Source organism: Mastigocladopsis repens PCC 10914 (assembly GCF_000315565.1).
Classification (GTDB): Bacteria; Cyanobacteriota; Cyanobacteriia; order Cyanobacteriales; family Nostocaceae; genus Mastigocladopsis; species Mastigocladopsis repens.
Window position 1 is genome coordinate 1,503,818 of sequence record NZ_JH992901.1, and the last position, 15,752, is coordinate 1,519,569.

12 protein-coding genes and 1 pseudogene are annotated in these 15,752 nt (G+C 43.9%); 11 read left to right on the forward strand and 2 right to left on the reverse strand.

Going from position 1 to position 15,752, the window contains the following annotated elements; all coding sequences use genetic code 11:
• The first annotated feature begins 185 nt into the window (after positions 1 to 185).
• From MAS10914_RS0108905 to MAS10914_RS0108915, 3 genes are all read left to right on the forward strand, one after another.
• Positions 186 to 716 (forward strand): gamma carbonic anhydrase family protein, encoded by a 531-nt coding sequence (locus MAS10914_RS0108905; protein WP_017315579.1) that lies wholly within the window; start codon positions 186 to 188, stop codon positions 714 to 716.
• Between the two features lie 144 nt (positions 717 to 860).
• On the forward strand, positions 861 to 986 hold the full coding sequence (locus tag MAS10914_RS0108910) for a photosystem II protein Y (protein WP_017315580.1): 126 nt from the start codon (positions 861 to 863) through the stop codon (positions 984 to 986).
• A gap of 391 nt (positions 987 to 1,377) precedes the next feature.
• The gene (locus MAS10914_RS0108915; protein ID WP_017315581.1) at positions 1,378 to 2,715 is read left to right on the forward strand and encodes a bifunctional folylpolyglutamate synthase/dihydrofolate synthase; all 1,338 of its coding nucleotides are present in this window, start codon (positions 1,378 to 1,380) and stop codon (positions 2,713 to 2,715) included.
• Between the two features lie 134 nt (positions 2,716 to 2,849).
• Here MAS10914_RS0108915 and hisC read toward each other — a convergent pair whose 3' ends face one another.
• Both hisC and MAS10914_RS0108925 read right to left on the reverse strand, forming a co-directional pair.
• Positions 2,850 to 3,911, reverse strand: coding sequence for a histidinol-phosphate transaminase (hisC, locus tag MAS10914_RS0108920; RefSeq protein WP_017315582.1), 1,062 nt, complete (start codon positions 3,909 to 3,911; stop codon positions 2,850 to 2,852).
• Between the two features lie 811 nt (positions 3,912 to 4,722).
• Positions 4,723 to 6,027: an ABC transporter substrate-binding protein gene (locus tag MAS10914_RS0108925; protein WP_017315583.1), complete on the reverse strand. Its 1,305-nt coding sequence runs from the start codon at positions 6,025 to 6,027 to the stop codon at positions 4,723 to 4,725.
• Positions 6,028 to 6,170: 143 nt separating this feature from the next.
• Here MAS10914_RS0108925 and pilM point away from each other — a divergent pair, with 143 nt between their 5' ends.
• From pilM to MAS10914_RS0108965, 8 genes and pseudogenes are all read left to right on the forward strand, one after another.
• Positions 6,171 to 7,277 (forward strand): type IV pilus assembly protein PilM, encoded by a 1,107-nt coding sequence (pilM, locus tag MAS10914_RS0108930; RefSeq protein ID WP_017315584.1) that lies wholly within the window; start codon positions 6,171 to 6,173, stop codon positions 7,275 to 7,277.
• A gap of 8 nt (positions 7,278 to 7,285) precedes the next feature.
• On the forward strand, positions 7,286 to 8,056 hold the full coding sequence (locus MAS10914_RS0108935) for a PilN domain-containing protein (protein ID WP_017315585.1): 771 nt from the start codon (positions 7,286 to 7,288) through the stop codon (positions 8,054 to 8,056).
• The gene (locus MAS10914_RS0108940; RefSeq protein ID WP_017315586.1) at positions 8,053 to 8,820 is read left to right on the forward strand and encodes a hypothetical protein; all 768 of its coding nucleotides are present in this window, start codon (positions 8,053 to 8,055) and stop codon (positions 8,818 to 8,820) included. The genes MAS10914_RS0108935 and MAS10914_RS0108940 overlap by 4 nt, the downstream gene beginning before the upstream one ends.
• Positions 8,821 to 9,214: 394 nt before the next feature.
• On the forward strand, positions 9,215 to 11,368 hold the full coding sequence (locus tag MAS10914_RS0108945) for a type IV pilus secretin family protein (RefSeq protein ID WP_017315587.1): 2,154 nt from the start codon (positions 9,215 to 9,217) through the stop codon (positions 11,366 to 11,368).
• A 63-nt stretch (positions 11,369 to 11,431) separates the two neighbouring features.
• Positions 11,432 to 11,802: pseudogene (locus MAS10914_RS31525) on the forward strand (four helix bundle protein).
• Between the two features lie 405 nt (positions 11,803 to 12,207).
• Positions 12,208 to 12,492 (forward strand): HU family DNA-binding protein, encoded by a 285-nt coding sequence (locus MAS10914_RS0108955; protein ID WP_009457351.1) that lies wholly within the window; start codon positions 12,208 to 12,210, stop codon positions 12,490 to 12,492.
• 26 nt (positions 12,493 to 12,518) lie between these two features.
• Positions 12,519 to 13,595, forward strand: a complete 1,077-nt coding sequence (gene cobD / locus MAS10914_RS0108960) for a threonine-phosphate decarboxylase CobD (RefSeq protein WP_017315588.1) — start codon at positions 12,519 to 12,521, stop codon at positions 13,593 to 13,595.
• A gap of 100 nt (positions 13,596 to 13,695) precedes the next feature.
• Positions 13,696 to 15,177 carry a dihydrolipoyl dehydrogenase family protein gene (locus tag MAS10914_RS0108965; RefSeq protein ID WP_017315589.1) on the forward strand — a complete coding sequence of 494 codons (1,482 nt, stop codon included), beginning with the start codon at positions 13,696 to 13,698 and terminating at the stop codon, positions 15,175 to 15,177.
• The last annotated feature ends 575 nt before the right edge of the window (positions 15,178 to 15,752 follow it).

Sequence of the window (15,752 nt, forward strand, 5' to 3'; positions counted from 1 at the left end):
GCATAAAAACATATTTTCGTCTTCACCAGTAATATTGGTTCCTTTTACACTTCTGCTCCACCTCATTGGGTACTGACTTACTGCTGCCGACACTTTAAAGACTCTATACCGTGATATCCTAGTTCTGCAACCTACCAAGGTTGCAGTTCCTCCAGTGTTCCTGGGTATCACATCTCTATTCTACCGTGTCTACCGCTTCCTTCTGGTCTTCTGTTGATATTTCTCAAGCTGCCTTTATAGCAGCGAACGCTGTGGTGATGGGTTCGGTAAAAATTGCAGCAGGGGTGAGCATATGGTACGGTGCAGTGGTGAGAGGAGATGTGGAACGCATAGAAATTGGTGAATGTACAAACATTCAAGATGGAGCAATATTACACGGTGATCCCGGGAAACCCACAATTTTAGAAGACCATGTTACCGTAGGGCATCGTGCTGTAGTCCATTCGGCTTATATTGAACGCGGCAGCTTGATTGGAATTGGCGCAGTTGTTTTAGATGGGGTACGCTTAGGTGCTGGTAGCATTATTGGTGCTGGTGCAGTTGTTACTAAAGATGTACCGCCTTTTTCCCTAATTGTGGGTGTACCAGGCAAAGTCGTACGCCAAATTTCTGAAGCTGAAGCAACAGAACTCATTGAACACGCCAAACGTTACAGAAAGTTAGCTTTGGTTCATGCTGGCAAGGGTACGGACATTGGGTTTAGGGTAGCTGAGTAGGGGAAGTTGGGGGAGAAGAAAATAATAGCTCAAGTTGTAAATATTCTTTACATATTGTTTGGGGAAATTCACCACTTCGGCTAAAAATAAAAATGAGAGCAGTTGACAAAACTTTAATTTCTACATAACAGAGGGGTTGTAAATATGGACATTGATATGCGTGTCGCAATTGTTTTAGCTCCAGTCGCGATCGCTGCTGGTTGGGCAGCGTTTAACATTGGTGCGGCTGCTTTAAATCAATTGCAAAACTTTTTGAATAGAGAAGCCTAAAATCAACTTATCATCATACAGCAGAATACATCCGTCAGAAGTCAGAAGCGGAGCCACCAGATGCTCCGCCTCCGGTCAGAAGTAAAATTTGCTCTGTGTCTTGCTTTTAGACGAAGCGCGTTGTACTTCATTTACTTGCAATGTGCTGTAAATATTCAACCGACTGTTTTTATTCACAAGAGCAGTCGGTTTTATTTATTGCAATTTTATGAAAGTTGTGAAACTCTAGCTGGTAGGTGGTATGTGGCAAGCTAATCGTCATTCATTTTTACAGGATGATTCGCTTGTAGTAAAGGCTTCAGCCCTAGCTCTATGCAACTTGAATCCTCATTAGCTTAGATAGGAAAAAAATCCCACCAACTATTAACTACCAACTACCTGACTACCTTTCGTGGATATCGACTCCTTACTTCAGCCCTTCCAACACTTTGGCGTCCATCTTGGATTGGAACGCATTGTTACACTGCTGGCAAATCTTGGAAATCCCCATCATCAAGTCCCGATTATTCATGTTGCTGGTACCAACGGCAAAGGTTCTGTTTGTGCCTACCTCTCGTCCATACTCACCGAAGCGGGTTATCGTACAGGACGTTACACTTCTCCCCATTTAGTTGATTGGACAGAACGTATTTGCCTCAACGAACAAGCGATTTCTTCTGAGAGACTGTACCAATTATTACTTCAAGTGCAAGCTGCTATTCAACCAGATGAAGAGTCACCAACTCAGTTTGAAGTGATTACCGCAGCAGCTTGGTTATATTTTGCACAGCAGCAAGTTGATGTAGCGGTGGTAGAAGTTGGGCTGGGAGGACGCTTGGACGCCACAAACGTTTGCTCAAACCCCCTCGTTACCATCATCACTTCCATCAGCCGCGAACACTGGCAGATACTTGGTTCTACCGTTGCTGAGATTGCAACAGAAAAAGCTGGTATCCTCAAAGCTGGATGTCCTGTCGTGATGGGACCATTACCACCCGAAGCAGAACAAGTCGTGCGCGCTGCTGCAAGCAGCAGCGCTGAGTGCAAAGCAGACGCTCCGCGTTGGCGCAGCCTGTCCGCAGGACTTACGCTATCGCGTGCTTTAGAATTACAATGCCCTGTGATTGAACCTCAAAGAGCTCGTCAAATTGATTCAGGATGGGCAGAGTATCAAACAATTCATAATTCAAATTTAATTAAATATCCCTTACCATTACAGGGACAGATTCAGTTGATGAATTCAGCGTTGGCTTTAGCTGCTATAGAAATTTTACAAACACAAGGTTGGCACATATCTGAGGAAGCCATCATTACAGGAATGGCAAATACCAAATGGCTAGGGCGAATGCAATGGACAACATGGAGAAATTATAAATTATTGCTAGATGGTGCTCATAACCCAGCCGCCGCCCAAGTTTTGCGAGATTATGTAGATAGCATAGAATCCCAACCCATAACTTGGGTAATGGGAATGCTCTCTACCAAAGACCATGCTGAAATATTCCAGGCTTTACTGCAACCAAATGACCGATTGTATTTAGTACCAGTTCCCGATCAAAGTTCAGCCGATCCTACTGAATTAGCAAAACTAGCTCAAACTCTCTGCCCAGAATTGACATTTTGTCAAACTTATGCAGATTTATCCTCAGCGTTAGAGGCTGCTTTTACTTCTACAGAGAATTTGGTTGTCTTATGCGGTTCGCTGTATTTAGTTGGGCATTTTTTAGCAACCACAATTCAAAATAAGTAGACTTTCTGCAAAAGTCAAGAGTCATGAAAATGAAACCACAGATAAACACAGATGCACACAGATAATTTATCTGTGTTTATCTGTGGTTCTAAAAATCTATGAATCATACCTTTTGCAAGAAATCTAAGGAAGTTTTACCTACTTTTGTTCATCAAGTTAACTAACGCTTCCATTAACGTTTGGTTTTGCTCGTCCGTGCCAACCGTAATCCGCAGCTTATCTTCTAACCCAGCTTGCTTATAGTAACGCACCAAAATTCCTAGTTCCTTTAACCCCAAGTAAAGAGACTCTGCGTTTCTCTCGGTCGGAGTTGCCAAAACAAAGTTACCTTGAGAATCAAGCACTCTCCATCCCAAATTCTTTAAATCCACCGTTAGCTTAGTCCGCGAGATTTTTACTTTGTCAGCACAAGCATTCTTGTAGGCTTGATCCCGCATTGCTGCTGTACCCACTGCTATGGCGATCGCATCAATGTTATAACTGTCTTTTACCTTAAAAAATCCAGCCAGTAGTTTGGGATTTGCCACTCCAAAGCCCATCCGCAAACCTGCCAACGAATACCCTTTCGACAAAGTACGTAATACAATCACGTTCTCGAATTCTTGCACCAAGGGTAAAGCCGTAGACTCAGCAAAGTCAACGTAAGCTTCATCAATCGCAACAATTCCTGAGACTTGCTGCGCCAATTCCCGCAGATCATCCAACGGTACCACATGACCAGAGGGGCTATTGGGAGAAGCAATAAAAGTAATTGCTCCATTCGCCACAACGAGATCCTTAATCGGTAACTGAAAGTTAGCAGGGTAAGGAACTTCAACCACTTGAGCAGGTTGTATGGCTGATAAAGTCCGATACAGCACGTAGGTTGGTACAGGATACACGACTTTGCGTACGCTCCCCTCCGCACAACAGCGTATCAGCACATTTAGTAGCTCATCACTACCATTACCCACAATGATCCAATCCCCAGGCACTCCCAACGCATCGCTTACTGCCTGACAAAACTCTCTCGCAAATGGATCAGGGTAGCGCCGTAGCCATTCACCATCTAAATTTTGCAGCACTTCCATCGCCTTTGGGGAAGGCGGATAGGGATTTTCATTTGTGTTGAGTTTGATAATTTTTGTTACTGGTTTGGGTTGCTCACCAGGAATGTAGCCAGTCATGGCATCAATGGCAGGACGGAAGTAGCTCATAGTGAATGGTGGAAACTCATCAGTGGTTCCACAGGAGAAGCCACTTGCTAGGTTAATCCTTGAAGTCGCTTTAGACAAGTCCCAATTTTGTCTCCAGATATCAGTCCACTCTTGGAATTTTGGTTTGTTACTAACTTGTGCGAATTTGTACTAAGTAAATGATTCTATAAATTCATAGCGAAAACTTGAACCAATACTCTGTGTACCTTTGTCTTGAAAAGTTTCCTGCGGAGGGAAACCCTCCTGCAGAACTTTTCGCTGCGTTTACCTCAGCGCTCCTCTGCGTTTAAAAAGTTTGCCTGGACAGACTTTATAAAGCCTGCTAATCACGGCTTTGTTTGTTTAGCCCCAGACTTCTAGTCTGAGACCATCAAAAAATTCTATCTTGGATGTCGCAAGAGGACTCCCGTTACAGGCTTCGCCTTAAGGGTGAGATGAATTGCGACCAATAAAAAACATGGCTTCGCAATACCTTGGTGTAGTAAAATATACTTGCTACCAAAAAAGTTAGGGTTAGGCAAGATTGGTGTTTCTCCACCAGACAACTCGCATCACCAAAAAGAAATACCTGATGAACAGGGGGGTCGAATGTTGTGAATCAGACAAACGATACATCAGAATAAGTATTTTGTGACTGCGGTCGGGCAGCCCGTGGTAGTAAAACAGATGCTTGTGGAGGGGAATCTGTCGGGGTCAGTGCCTGTGGGAGAGCTTTTAACTCGTTATACCACAGTGGGCTAGAAAAACCTGTTGAAGCAAGAATCTCCCTTCACAGGCGAAGCCTTGAAGGTGAGAGTGTCAACAACAGCTCCTAACTTCTGGTGCTATTCCACTCCTGCGCTGCATCCTCCACAGCTTTATCCACCGTCTTCTCGCCCAACATAGCCGCTTGTATGTTCTCGTAAATTGCCTTTTGCAAGCGTTTTATATCCTTCAACCTAGGAGTTAATACCTCTGCTTGTTGTAGTTCTTGTGCGCTAATGACACGCGCCTTATCTAAAGTAGAAGCGTTCGCGGGTGCGTCCTTGAAGTAGCTGTCAGTCAGCGACTTAACTGTAGACGGGAGAACGTTGGCTGCTTTGGCAAAAGAAAGCTGATTCTCGTCATTTGTGAGAAACAACGCGAATTTGAGGGCGGCGTCGGGTTGTTTGCTGTCGCGGGGGATAACAACGTTCATCACAGCGACATTTTTCTTGCCGTTTTCACCCGTGATTTGTGGTGCAGTTGCGGAAACTTTAGCTATTGCTGGGGCATTTTTGCCAATGTTCTCAAGAAACTCTCCACCAGAAAACAGCAACGCCGTTTCTCCAGATTGGTACAAATTTATTGCATGACGATGATCTTGTGTCAATACTTCCTTAGGTAGCAGCCCTTTTTTGTACAAATCTACCCAATACTGAAACGCCGCTTTGCCTTGTGGGGAGTTAAAGGCAGCTTTACCTTCAGCATCCACCAAAGTTGCCCCCATTTGGACAAAGGACTCTAGCACCTCACCAGAATCTTGAGGAACAAATGTCGTAAAAAAGGCATACTTACCAGTTTTGTCCTTAATTTGTTGAGCCGCCTGTGCCAATTCAGCGTAGGTAACAGGTGGTTTACTGATACCTGCCTGTTTTAATAGATCGGTGTTATAAATGGTTAGCCGCGTGGTGAGATACCAGGGAATCCCAAAACTCTTACCATTGAGCGTGCTAGCTTTCCAAATATTCGGTAAATAGGAGGAACGCACTTCATTTGGAACTTTTGCATCCAAATCTAACCAGGCATTTCGTCCTGCAAGTTGAGAAGCAAAATCTGGATTGAGGTTAACAACATCAGGTGGCGTTTTCGCTGAAACAGCTGTTAAGATTTTGTTCTCCATTGCCGTCCAGGGGATATCAACCCAGGTAACTTTTATACCAGGATTTTGTGACTCAAAGGAGGCAATTAGGCTTTTAAAGTAGTTGGTAAATTGAGGTTGGAGTTGCATTGTCCAAAACTGAACATTTGCCGCTCCTGATGATGCCTGTTTTGTACTAGTACCAACATTTCCTGTGCTACAACTGACAATCCAACTAGTTAATATACCGACCAATGCCCAAACAATTAATCTTTTGAACTTTTGAATTTTAACCATCGTGCTTGTACTTTTTTTAGCGTAATCAGGGTGAAGTGCTTATGCAACAATTGTGGAGATTATAGGCTAAAACAATTTCTTAGCAAGAATATCAATCCTTAATATCATTTCATTTTTCAATTGGCAGTCCAACGGGCAAAACTGTGGTAAAACAATTCAATAATTTGTTTGGTAAATCTCATAAAGGGGTCGGTATAGAACTGGCATCACAACGCGTGAATTTAGTTCAGTTACGCAAGCAACGCCAAGGTTTGAAACTAGAAACCTTAATATCAGTGCCGGTTCCAGAAGGTGTTGTCGTCAATGGTCAAATCGCTGACCCCCCAACAATGGCGCAATTAATCCAGCAAGCGCTAGCTGAAAGTAAAATCAAAGCTTCTCGTATTGCTACTGCTGTACCAGGGCGAGACTCAATAGTACGTCTGATATCTGTGCCGGCAGAGTTAGACGACAAAGAACTACGGGAGATGGTACTGAACCACGAAGCTGGTTTGTATTTGCCTTACCCTCGTGAAGAAGCTGATGTGGATTATCAGAAACTTGGGTACTTTGTAGATGAGGATGGCATTGAAAAGGTACAGGTCTTGTTAGTTGCTACTCGCAAAGAAATCACTGACACCTACATAAATACGTTCGAGCAGGCAGGATTGCAAATCGATGTTTTAGAGATTAACAGTTTTGCTCTGATTCGGACAATTCGCGACCAATTGCGACAATACGGACCGCAAGAAGCCGCAGTGCTGGTAGATATAGAATTCGACAGCACAGAAATAGCCATTGTGGTTAACGGTGTGCCGCAATTTTCGCGTACAGTCCCTATTGGAACCTATCAAATGCAAACTGCCCTATCTAGGGCAATGAACTTACCTGTATCACGAGACATGGAACTGTTGTATGGAATATCCATTCCTTCAACTGCTACAGATAGCGGAAAAACAGGCGTCACACAAACCAATCCTGGCACAGCAGCAATGATGAGGGTATTAGGAGAACTCACAGATGAACTGCGCCGTTCCATCGATTTTTATCTTAACCAAAGTGAAAATTTGGAAGTAGCGCAGATCATGCTGGCAGGACCAGGAGGCGGACTGGGACAACTCAATGAGTTTTTTACACAACGACTGGGTTTGCCCACCTCTCAAATAGATCCCGTGGTGGCTTTGTCATTGCCCATGGATGACGAGACATACCCCGCCGTGGAACGCCCTGGTTTGGGGATAGTGCTTGGTTTAGGAATGCGAGAGGTGTGACATAAAAAATGTATAGCTTAGATATTAACTTTCTCAAAGACCGTCCAATTTACCAGAAAAATTTTGACAAGAAGCGACCAGGAATACCTCTCCCTACTGGAGATTTAACACCAGTTTATGTGGGAGTGGCAGTAGGTGTGTTTTTCCCTGTTTTAGTAGCAACTGGTTGGTGGTTTTTGCAAGCAAAAAATAGTGAATTAGAGCAGAATATAGCACAACTAGAGCAGGAGAATCAAAGGCTAGAAACAGAAATAGGAAACATCAACAAAATTAAAGAAGAAACAAACAAAATTAAGAGTGAAACTCAAGCTTTAGTTAGCGTCTTTGACCAGATTCGTCCTTGGTCAGCTATGTTACAAGATTTGCGCGATCGCATCCCAGCAACAGTGCAAATTGATAGCATCAAGCAAATCGCAGCCACAGCCCCAGCACAAGGACAACCACTACCCAATCCTGCTGGAGGTGTAGAACTTTCTGGGTTTGCTCGCTCTTTTAACGATGTCAACGATTTCATGCTGACTTTACAACAGTCACGTTTCTTAAAGGCTACAGAAACAAAAATTATGACAGCAGAGTTAGTAGATGCACCGTTACCATCTGGTGCTACAACTGCTACAACCCTACAAATTCAACTACCCCAAATCGTCAAATACACAATTCAATCTAGTTTGAGTGATGTTCCTGCTTCTGAATTAATTCGGGAATTGGAGCAAAAAGGCACAGTGGGACTGGTGGCTCGAATTCGCAATATGCAACAAACAGGAGTCATTCAAAGATGACGCTGAGTGAAGATTTAAATTTTGCAGAAGGTACGGAATTTGATACGGCTTCCCCAAGTAACCCCGTTATCTTTGGCATAGCCCTAACACCAAAAATTGGCGGCATTATCGTAGGGGTTTTGGGGCTTGCAGGAGCAGGTTATATGCTGATGAATTTGGTGATGCCCGCATGGGAAACTTTTCAACAGCAGCAAACAAAACAGAACGAACTACAGCAGGATATTGACCAAAAGAAAGCGTCGATTCAACAAATTGACAAGGTAAAGCAGGAGCAAGCACAGGCAAAACAGCAACAACTCCAGGTTTTAGCTTTGTTTGCCAATGAGAAAACTTTGGATACACTACTGCTGGATTTAAATCGCTTGGTTGAGTCTGGCAACACTCAAGTTTCTTTTAATGCAGTGAGAGCCAAACTAAGGAAGTATGTGCCCACAGGAAAGGATGCTGAACCTATTACTGATGGTAGTCTTGGGTCATTGGTGAATGGCAAGCTCAAACGCAGCAGCATCAATATTGAAATTATAGGAACCTACGAACAAACACAATCCATTCTTCGCAATATTGAACGGTTACAGCCTTTGTTGATAGTAAAAGATTATCAATCAAGTTTGGCACCAGAACCTGCAATTCAACCGGGCAAAGTTGTGGTACGTAGAGTTGGACCAGCACCTATTAGTACGTCTTTCCAGTTACAAGCATTAATGCCACTCAACCCAGAGGAAGTAGCAGCAGCAGCTAAAGCAGCACAACCAAACAATAAGTAGCATTGGGTTTAATATCATGTGTCACTTTGTCTGAGTACAAGATGACACAAATTCGTAACAATTTTTATTTGAATGAAATTGTGGCTCGTAGTAAGCGCTTAAGCGCTTACTACGAACTTTATGCTATTTTATTCCTGTGTTCAAAAAGTATTAGGCACTGTAATTGATTTCAGTGAAACTTTCTATAGATCGCTTTATTAAAAACTAAATTTATAACTCTAATTAAAACAAACTGTTACTTTTTCAGAATTTAAGGGAAACATATAAGCGTACCTTCTCTTGATTGTTGGTCAGCCAAGGCGTAGCCCAGAAGCCAAAATCTAAAATCGCTTCGGTAACAAAGCACACGACTCAAAAGTTCTCTTAATAGTTTTCCAATTGTGAGGAATGAACTGTGAAACAGCTTCACGGTAATAGTTTTGTATTAAATGCCGCTGCAATGGTTTTTTTAGCAGCTCAACCAGTATGGGCACAGACGACTCAAATTACTGGAGTGCAGCTAAGTCCAGTCAATGGTGGAATTAATGTTGTATTGACAACTGTCTCAGGCTCGCGCCCACAAATTTTTACTGCAAAAAGGGGCAATGCTTTAGTCGCCGATATTATTAATACTCAATTACGTTTACAAAAAGGAAATAGTTTCCGCCAAGATAACCCGGCTCCAGGAATTGCCTCAGTAACGATTAATCAGATTGATACTAATAGCATTCGGGTGGTTGTCACTGGAACCAGCAGCGCCCCCAACAGTCAACCTGTGGTGCGAAGGCAAGACGGAATTACCCTCGGCTTTACCTTAACAGAAGGAACGCAGGCGAGGACAACCGCACCACAAGCTTCCCCAACACAAACAACGCCCCCAGTTTCTCCCTCACTTCAACCAGGTCAAAAGCCAGACGTTCTTGTTCCCAACCCAAAAGTTAGCATTGATGGCACACCTGCACAAGCCGCAGGACCCGGTTCAGGCACGAGCCAAGCTCCGCCTTTCTTGCCTAGAGCCGTTGCACCACCAGTAGGTGATATTGCCATCTCAAATATCGATGCTTCTCCCAGTAACGTTGACTTGGGAACGCAGGAACGAGTGCCTCGCTTAGTATTGCGAGATGCACCAGTACGCGAGGTTTTGTCACTGTTAGCCCGTGCTGCTGGTCTTAACTTAGCTTATGCAGGAAGCCAAGCAGCAGAAGGACAGCAAGGACAGCAGGGCGCTACTGGGGGTGAAGGACCAACAATTTCATTGGATATAGAAAATGAGCCAGTGCAAGATGTTTTTAACTATGTCTTGCGCCTCAGCGGTCTAGAAGCGAACCGCAGCGGACGCACAGTCTTTGTTGGAGCTAGACTGCCTAATTCCAGCCGTGATATGGTTATGCGTAACCTGCGACTGAATCAAGTAACGGTGGGAGTGGCACTGAACTTTTTAGTCGGCTTGGGAGCTGAAACTGCTGTCAGTCGAGAACGACAGGTTACTAGCGTTAATGCTGTGCCTGTGGGTAGTGGAACTAACCCCGTCACCCAAACCCAGACCACCACAGAAACCAGAGTTGAAACTCAACGCATTAATTTTCAAGATTCTAACCCTCTACTACGAGGTTTACAGGCATTAGGAGACGAGCGTACTAATTCCATCACCTTGATTGGTTCTCCCAAGGTAGTAGAGATGGCAATGACTCAACTCACTCAGCTTGATGTCCGCCGTCGGCAAGTGGTCGTCAACGTCAAAATTATTGATGTTAATCTACAGAACACAAAGGACTTCAACACCAGCTTTTCCTTTGGCGTTGGCAACAACTATTTTGTGAATGATGGCGGTACAGCAACTCTCAATTTTGGTGGTTCCACACCAATTACTAGTTCTAATTTGACTGGTTCTTCAACAACCAGCAGCACTGCACTTGATTTTCCCAGACGTTTGCTTGTAAGTTTGCAAGCTCAGGTTCAAAACGGTAATGCCAAGATTTTGACTGACCCAACTTTAATTGTGCAGGAAGGTCAAAGCGCTAACGTCAACCTGACGGAGGAAGTGATAGGAAACCTAAAAAGAGAAATCACTCGTGGTTCTGACACTTCCACAGAAACGGTTACCGCTGATAAACAGAATGTTGGTTTAACCCTAGCTGTCAAAATTGAGCGGATTGACGACAATGGTTTTGTTTCTCTATCAGTGGCTCCCACTGTCAAGGCACCCCAATCTTCACAAGAAATCAATCTTGGAAACGGTGGGACCCAAAGCATATTTTTAGTCTCTGAACGCTCCCTTAATTCTGGCTTGATTCGCCTGCGAGATGGTCAGACCCTCATTCTTAGCGGTATTATTCAAGACACAGACAGAGTGAGTATAACAAAAATTCCTATCTTGGGAGATATTCCCCTTCTCGGTTCCCTTTTTAGAAGCACAAACAAAACTAACGAGCGTAATGAGGTGATTGTGTTGCTGACACCTCAAATTATGGATGACTCTGAGCGCTCCTCTTTTGGCTATAACTACACCCCCAGCCCAGAAGTGCGGCAAATGCTGGAGCGTCGCGGTTTGCAAGTGCCCAAGCGTTAAGAGTCAAAGGGGAGGGGAGGAGGGGAAGAGTGGGGATAGGATGACAGTTGATGGTTGATGAAAATGGGGAAAGAGTGGCTCAAAAATCATACAGATTTAGAAGTGTATCAAATGGCATTTGATGCTGCTATGCATATTTTTGAATTGTCAAAGAAATTTCCAGTTGAGGAAAAGTATTCTTTGACAGACCAGATTCGTCGTGCTTCACGTTCTGTTTGTGCTAATTTAGCCGAGGCATGGCGGAAACGAAGATATGAGGCGGCATTTGTGGCTAAACTTAGTGATTCTGAGGCAGAAGTAGCGGAACTCAGACCTGGATAGAATTTGCTGTACGATGCGATTATGTGGATGTTGAAACAGGACGCAACCTTTATCGAACCTATAATTCGATTATCGGGATGCTAGTTAATATGATTCACTATTCAGATAAATAGGTTATACCTTCCCCAAAGGAACGTGAAAGAAGTCAGGAAAAGAGCAATAAAGCAAAAGGATAATTCTTGTTAACTAAACACCTCCCCTCCCCCACTCCCCCTGTTCCCTTAGCAACAGGGGTTTTCACTAAGTATTTTTTCTTATTAAAGGGTGGTTTTTAGTGAAACAATTGCTCTATTTATACAAAAAATCCTGAAATCTATAGAAATTAATGGTTTCATCTATCCACTTCTGGCTAGGACACTTTAGAATGATTCATTGAAAAGTCGAGCCTATGGGAATTACAGCCTTTTTAAGCATAAATACTCATAAAACGACTTTTGTAAATCTCGAAACAGCGATTTACGTAGAGATGCATCAGGGAGCATCTGTACACAATCTCAAGTAAACCTAAGGAGTTTGACATGAATAAAGGTGAATTGGTTGATGCTGTAGCTGAAAAGGCTAGTGTTACTAAAAAACAAGCTGATGCAGTGTTGACTGCGGCTTTGGAAACCATCATCGAAGCGGTTTCCTCTGGTGATAAAGTCACATTGGTGGGCTTTGGCTCCTTTGAATCGCGAGAACGCAAAGCGCGCGAAGGTCGCAACCCCAAAACAAATGAAAAGATGGAAATTCCGGCAACGAAGGTGCCTGCTTTTTCCGCTGGAAAATTGTTTAGAGAAAAGGTTGCGCCCCCAAAATCTTAGGTTCTCTTTTAGGACACCCTTTTTCAATGCGGCAACCAGCACACGGGGGCAATCTATCCTGGGCAGCAGCGTTAGCTGGCTGTCACCCAAGTGCTATTCTGGATTTTTCTGCCAGCATCAGCCCTTTAGGACCTCCAAACAGCGTCTTAGCGGCAATTGAGTCCCAATTGGGCAACCTCAGGCACTATCCAGACCCTGATTACGGTGAACTGAGACTTGCTCTGGGTCACTTTCATCAACTGCCTCCTGAATGGATTTTGCCTGGTAACGGCTCGGCAGAATTACTTTCTCTGGCAGGTAGGGAATTAGCACAGTTAGCCGCAACAGCTTTGATAACTCCAGCCTTTGGCGACTACTACCGGGCGCTGGCGGCACACCACGCTGAGGTACTGGAGTTTCCTTTGTCATTAAGTGATTTGTCATCGATTTTTGACAAAGGGCAAAGGACAAAGGGGACAAAGGACAAAGGACTATTGCTGAATAACCCTCACAACCCAACGGGAAAGTTATTTTCGCGGGAAGCAATTCTGCCATACTTGAAGGAATTTGCCTTGGTAGTGGTAGATGAAGCTTTTATGGATTTTCTGCCCCCAGAACAGGAACAAAGCTTGATCAATGTGGTGCAGGAATATCCAAACCTAGTGATTTTACGATCGCTGACCAAGTTCTACAGTCTCCCTGGTTTGCGACTGGGATATGCGATCGCCCACCCTGACTTTTTGCGGCATTGGCAGTTGTGGCGCGACCCCTGGCCCGTAAATACCCTGGCAGCAGCGGCAGCAGTCGCTGCCCTCCAGGATAGGGAGTTTCAAGCACAAACCTGGGCATGGTTACCACCAGCACGAAACCAGCTTTTTCAGGGTTTAGTTTCTTTACCAGGATTGCAACCGCTGCAGAGTGCTGCTAATTTTTTACTAGTTGAATCACAGCAACAGTCTAGTTCGCAGTTGCAGCAGAAATTACTCAAGCATCACCAGATTTTCATTCGCGATTGCCTGAGTTTTCCTGAACTAGGCGATCGCTATTTCCGGGTAGCCGTACGCTCTTGGTCAGATAACCAGCGCTTGCTAGAAGCTCTATCATTAGTCATCAATTATTTGTAGAGACGCTTTCATCAGAGCGCGTCTGTACATCAGTCATTAGTCAACAAGAACAAAGGACAATTGACAAAGGACAATTGACAAAGGACAAAGGACAAATAACGTGACTATTGACTACGATGTTGTGGTTATTGGTGGCAGTCTAGCTGGACGCTACGCTGCCCTTACTGCTTCTCAACTAAGAGCCAAGGTCGCTTTGGTGCAACCAACGACAAACAGTGCGTTTAACATTGTTAACGCACCTTATGAGTTTATTTATCAGCATAGTTTGAGCCGCATCAGCAACTTTGCCAAACAACTGGGTGATGCAGCCCTAATTGGGCTACAGCCCTCATGTGCTGCTCCCACAGAAAAATGCCAAATTTCTGTAGATGCACCCCAGGCGACGCTGTATGCTCATGGCGTTGTCTCTAATCTCCAAGAGCAGCATTCACCCGCCACCCTAGCGGCTCTTGGGGTGGATGTCATCATAGGCAATGGTCAATTTCATTCGTCACCCCATCTATCATTTGCCGTTAACGATCGCCTACTACGAGCACGCACCTATTTGCTTGCAACGGGTTCTCGTCCGGCAATTCCAGAAATTGAAGGATTGCAAAGAACTGGCTTTCTTACCATATCTCAGATTTGGCAGTCCCTAAGCAGTCCTACACCACCTAAAAAGTGGGTCATTATTGGCGGTGTTCCCCAAAGTATCGAAATGGCTCAAACTTTAGCGCGGTTTGGTTACGATGTGACACTGGTTGTAGAACGCCCTAATATTCTTCCCCATATTGATTTAGAGGTAGCCCAACTGCTTTGCAGTCTGTTGGAAGCAGAAGGTGTGCGCGTCTTTACCAAAACACTCGTCACTCAGATTAGACGAATTGAGGATAAAAAATGGCTTCAGGTGGGAGATAGGGCAATTGAAACAGATGAAATCGTAGTAGCGACAGCACAACAGCCAAATATTGAATCCTTAAATTTAGCTGCGGTAGACGTTAAATGGGATCAGCGTCGCCTGCGCGTGAATGACAAACTGCAAACTACAAATAAGCGTATCTGGGCTTGTGGTGATGTGATGGGTGGCTATGAATTTGCTAATATTGGTAATTACGAAGCAAGAATAGCTCTGCAAAATGCACTCTTTTTCCCCAGATTCAAAGTGAATTATCAGTCCATTCCTTGGGCAGTATTTACTGATCCAATGTTGGCACAAGTCGGTTTAACAGAGGCGCAAGCTAAACGCAGATTCAATCATAATGAAGTTGTGCTTTTGCGGCATTATTTTAAATCAATAACAGCTGCCCAAATTCGAGACGAAACAACAGGTATATGTAAATTAATTATCCTAGGTAATGGGGAAATATTGGGAGCTTCAGTCTTAGGTACACAAGCAAGTGAGTTAATTAATGTCATTGCTTTGGCGATCGCCCAAAAAATAAAAGTCAATCGCCTAGCTGATCTAGCTCCTCTCTATCCCAGTTTCTCCGAGATTTTTGAGCAAACTGCACAAGATTGGAGACAGCAAAAATTGAGTAGCAATGTTGCTTGGCAAGACTATCTAGAAAGCTTCTTTCACTTCCGACGGAATTGGAACTTTTAAGTGGTTATTTGTTAGTGGTTATTCTAAACTTTGACTGCCCTAATGATACTATTGGAAATCGAGGTCAGACCCCACAGCTTAGAAGAGAAATGAGGCTCAAGGCGAGCGTGAGAGCCTGATACTTAAAGGTAAGTAGCACGTGCATCTACCCCAAACTTTATTCTGATCTCTCATTAATGTTATATTTTATAAAACTTAATCGTTTTCACAGAGTTCCATTTAGATTAGCTAATTGTAACACTTAGCGCGCTGAACATAAGCAAAAATACGAATAAAATCCAGTGATGCCTTCAACAGAACAGTTAGCAGCTTTTTTCCTAGCAAGGTAGTATTAGTAGTACGTTTTAAGACTTGCAACAATAGTTTATAAGTCTTAAAACAAGAGCAACAAGTCGTTAGAGTAGTCATCTGCCAGCCTGCTTGGTCTGCGCCTATCTGCACGCTAGGTGGGATCACTGGATTTATCGCAAAAATGTCTATTTTGACGGCATTAGCGCTCACTATATGCTGTTTGGACAGTCACGCTACGGCATCTTGCCCGTGAAGCCAGAAGCAGGAGCGGCAAAAACTCCCAC

Coding starts and splice junctions, on each gene's coding strand:
- MAS10914_RS0108935 (WP_017315585.1), top strand. CDS start 7,286: ATGTATAGCTTAGATATTAACTTTCTCAAAGACCGTCCAATTTACCAG.
- MAS10914_RS0108955 (WP_009457351.1), top strand. CDS start 12,208: ATGAATAAAGGTGAATTGGTTGATGCTGTAGCTGAAAAGGCTAGTGTT.
- MAS10914_RS0108925 (WP_017315583.1), bottom strand. CDS start 6,027: ATGGTTAAAATTCAAAAGTTCAAAAGATTAATTGTTTGGGCATTGGTC.
- cobD (WP_017315588.1), top strand. CDS start 12,519: ATGCGGCAACCAGCACACGGGGGCAATCTATCCTGGGCAGCAGCGTTA.
- hisC (WP_017315582.1), bottom strand. CDS start 3,911: ATGAGCTACTTCCGTCCTGCCATTGATGCCATGACTGGCTACATTCCT.
- MAS10914_RS0108940 (WP_017315586.1), top strand. CDS start 8,053: ATGACGCTGAGTGAAGATTTAAATTTTGCAGAAGGTACGGAATTTGAT.
- MAS10914_RS0108910 (WP_017315580.1), top strand. CDS start 861: ATGGACATTGATATGCGTGTCGCAATTGTTTTAGCTCCAGTCGCGATC.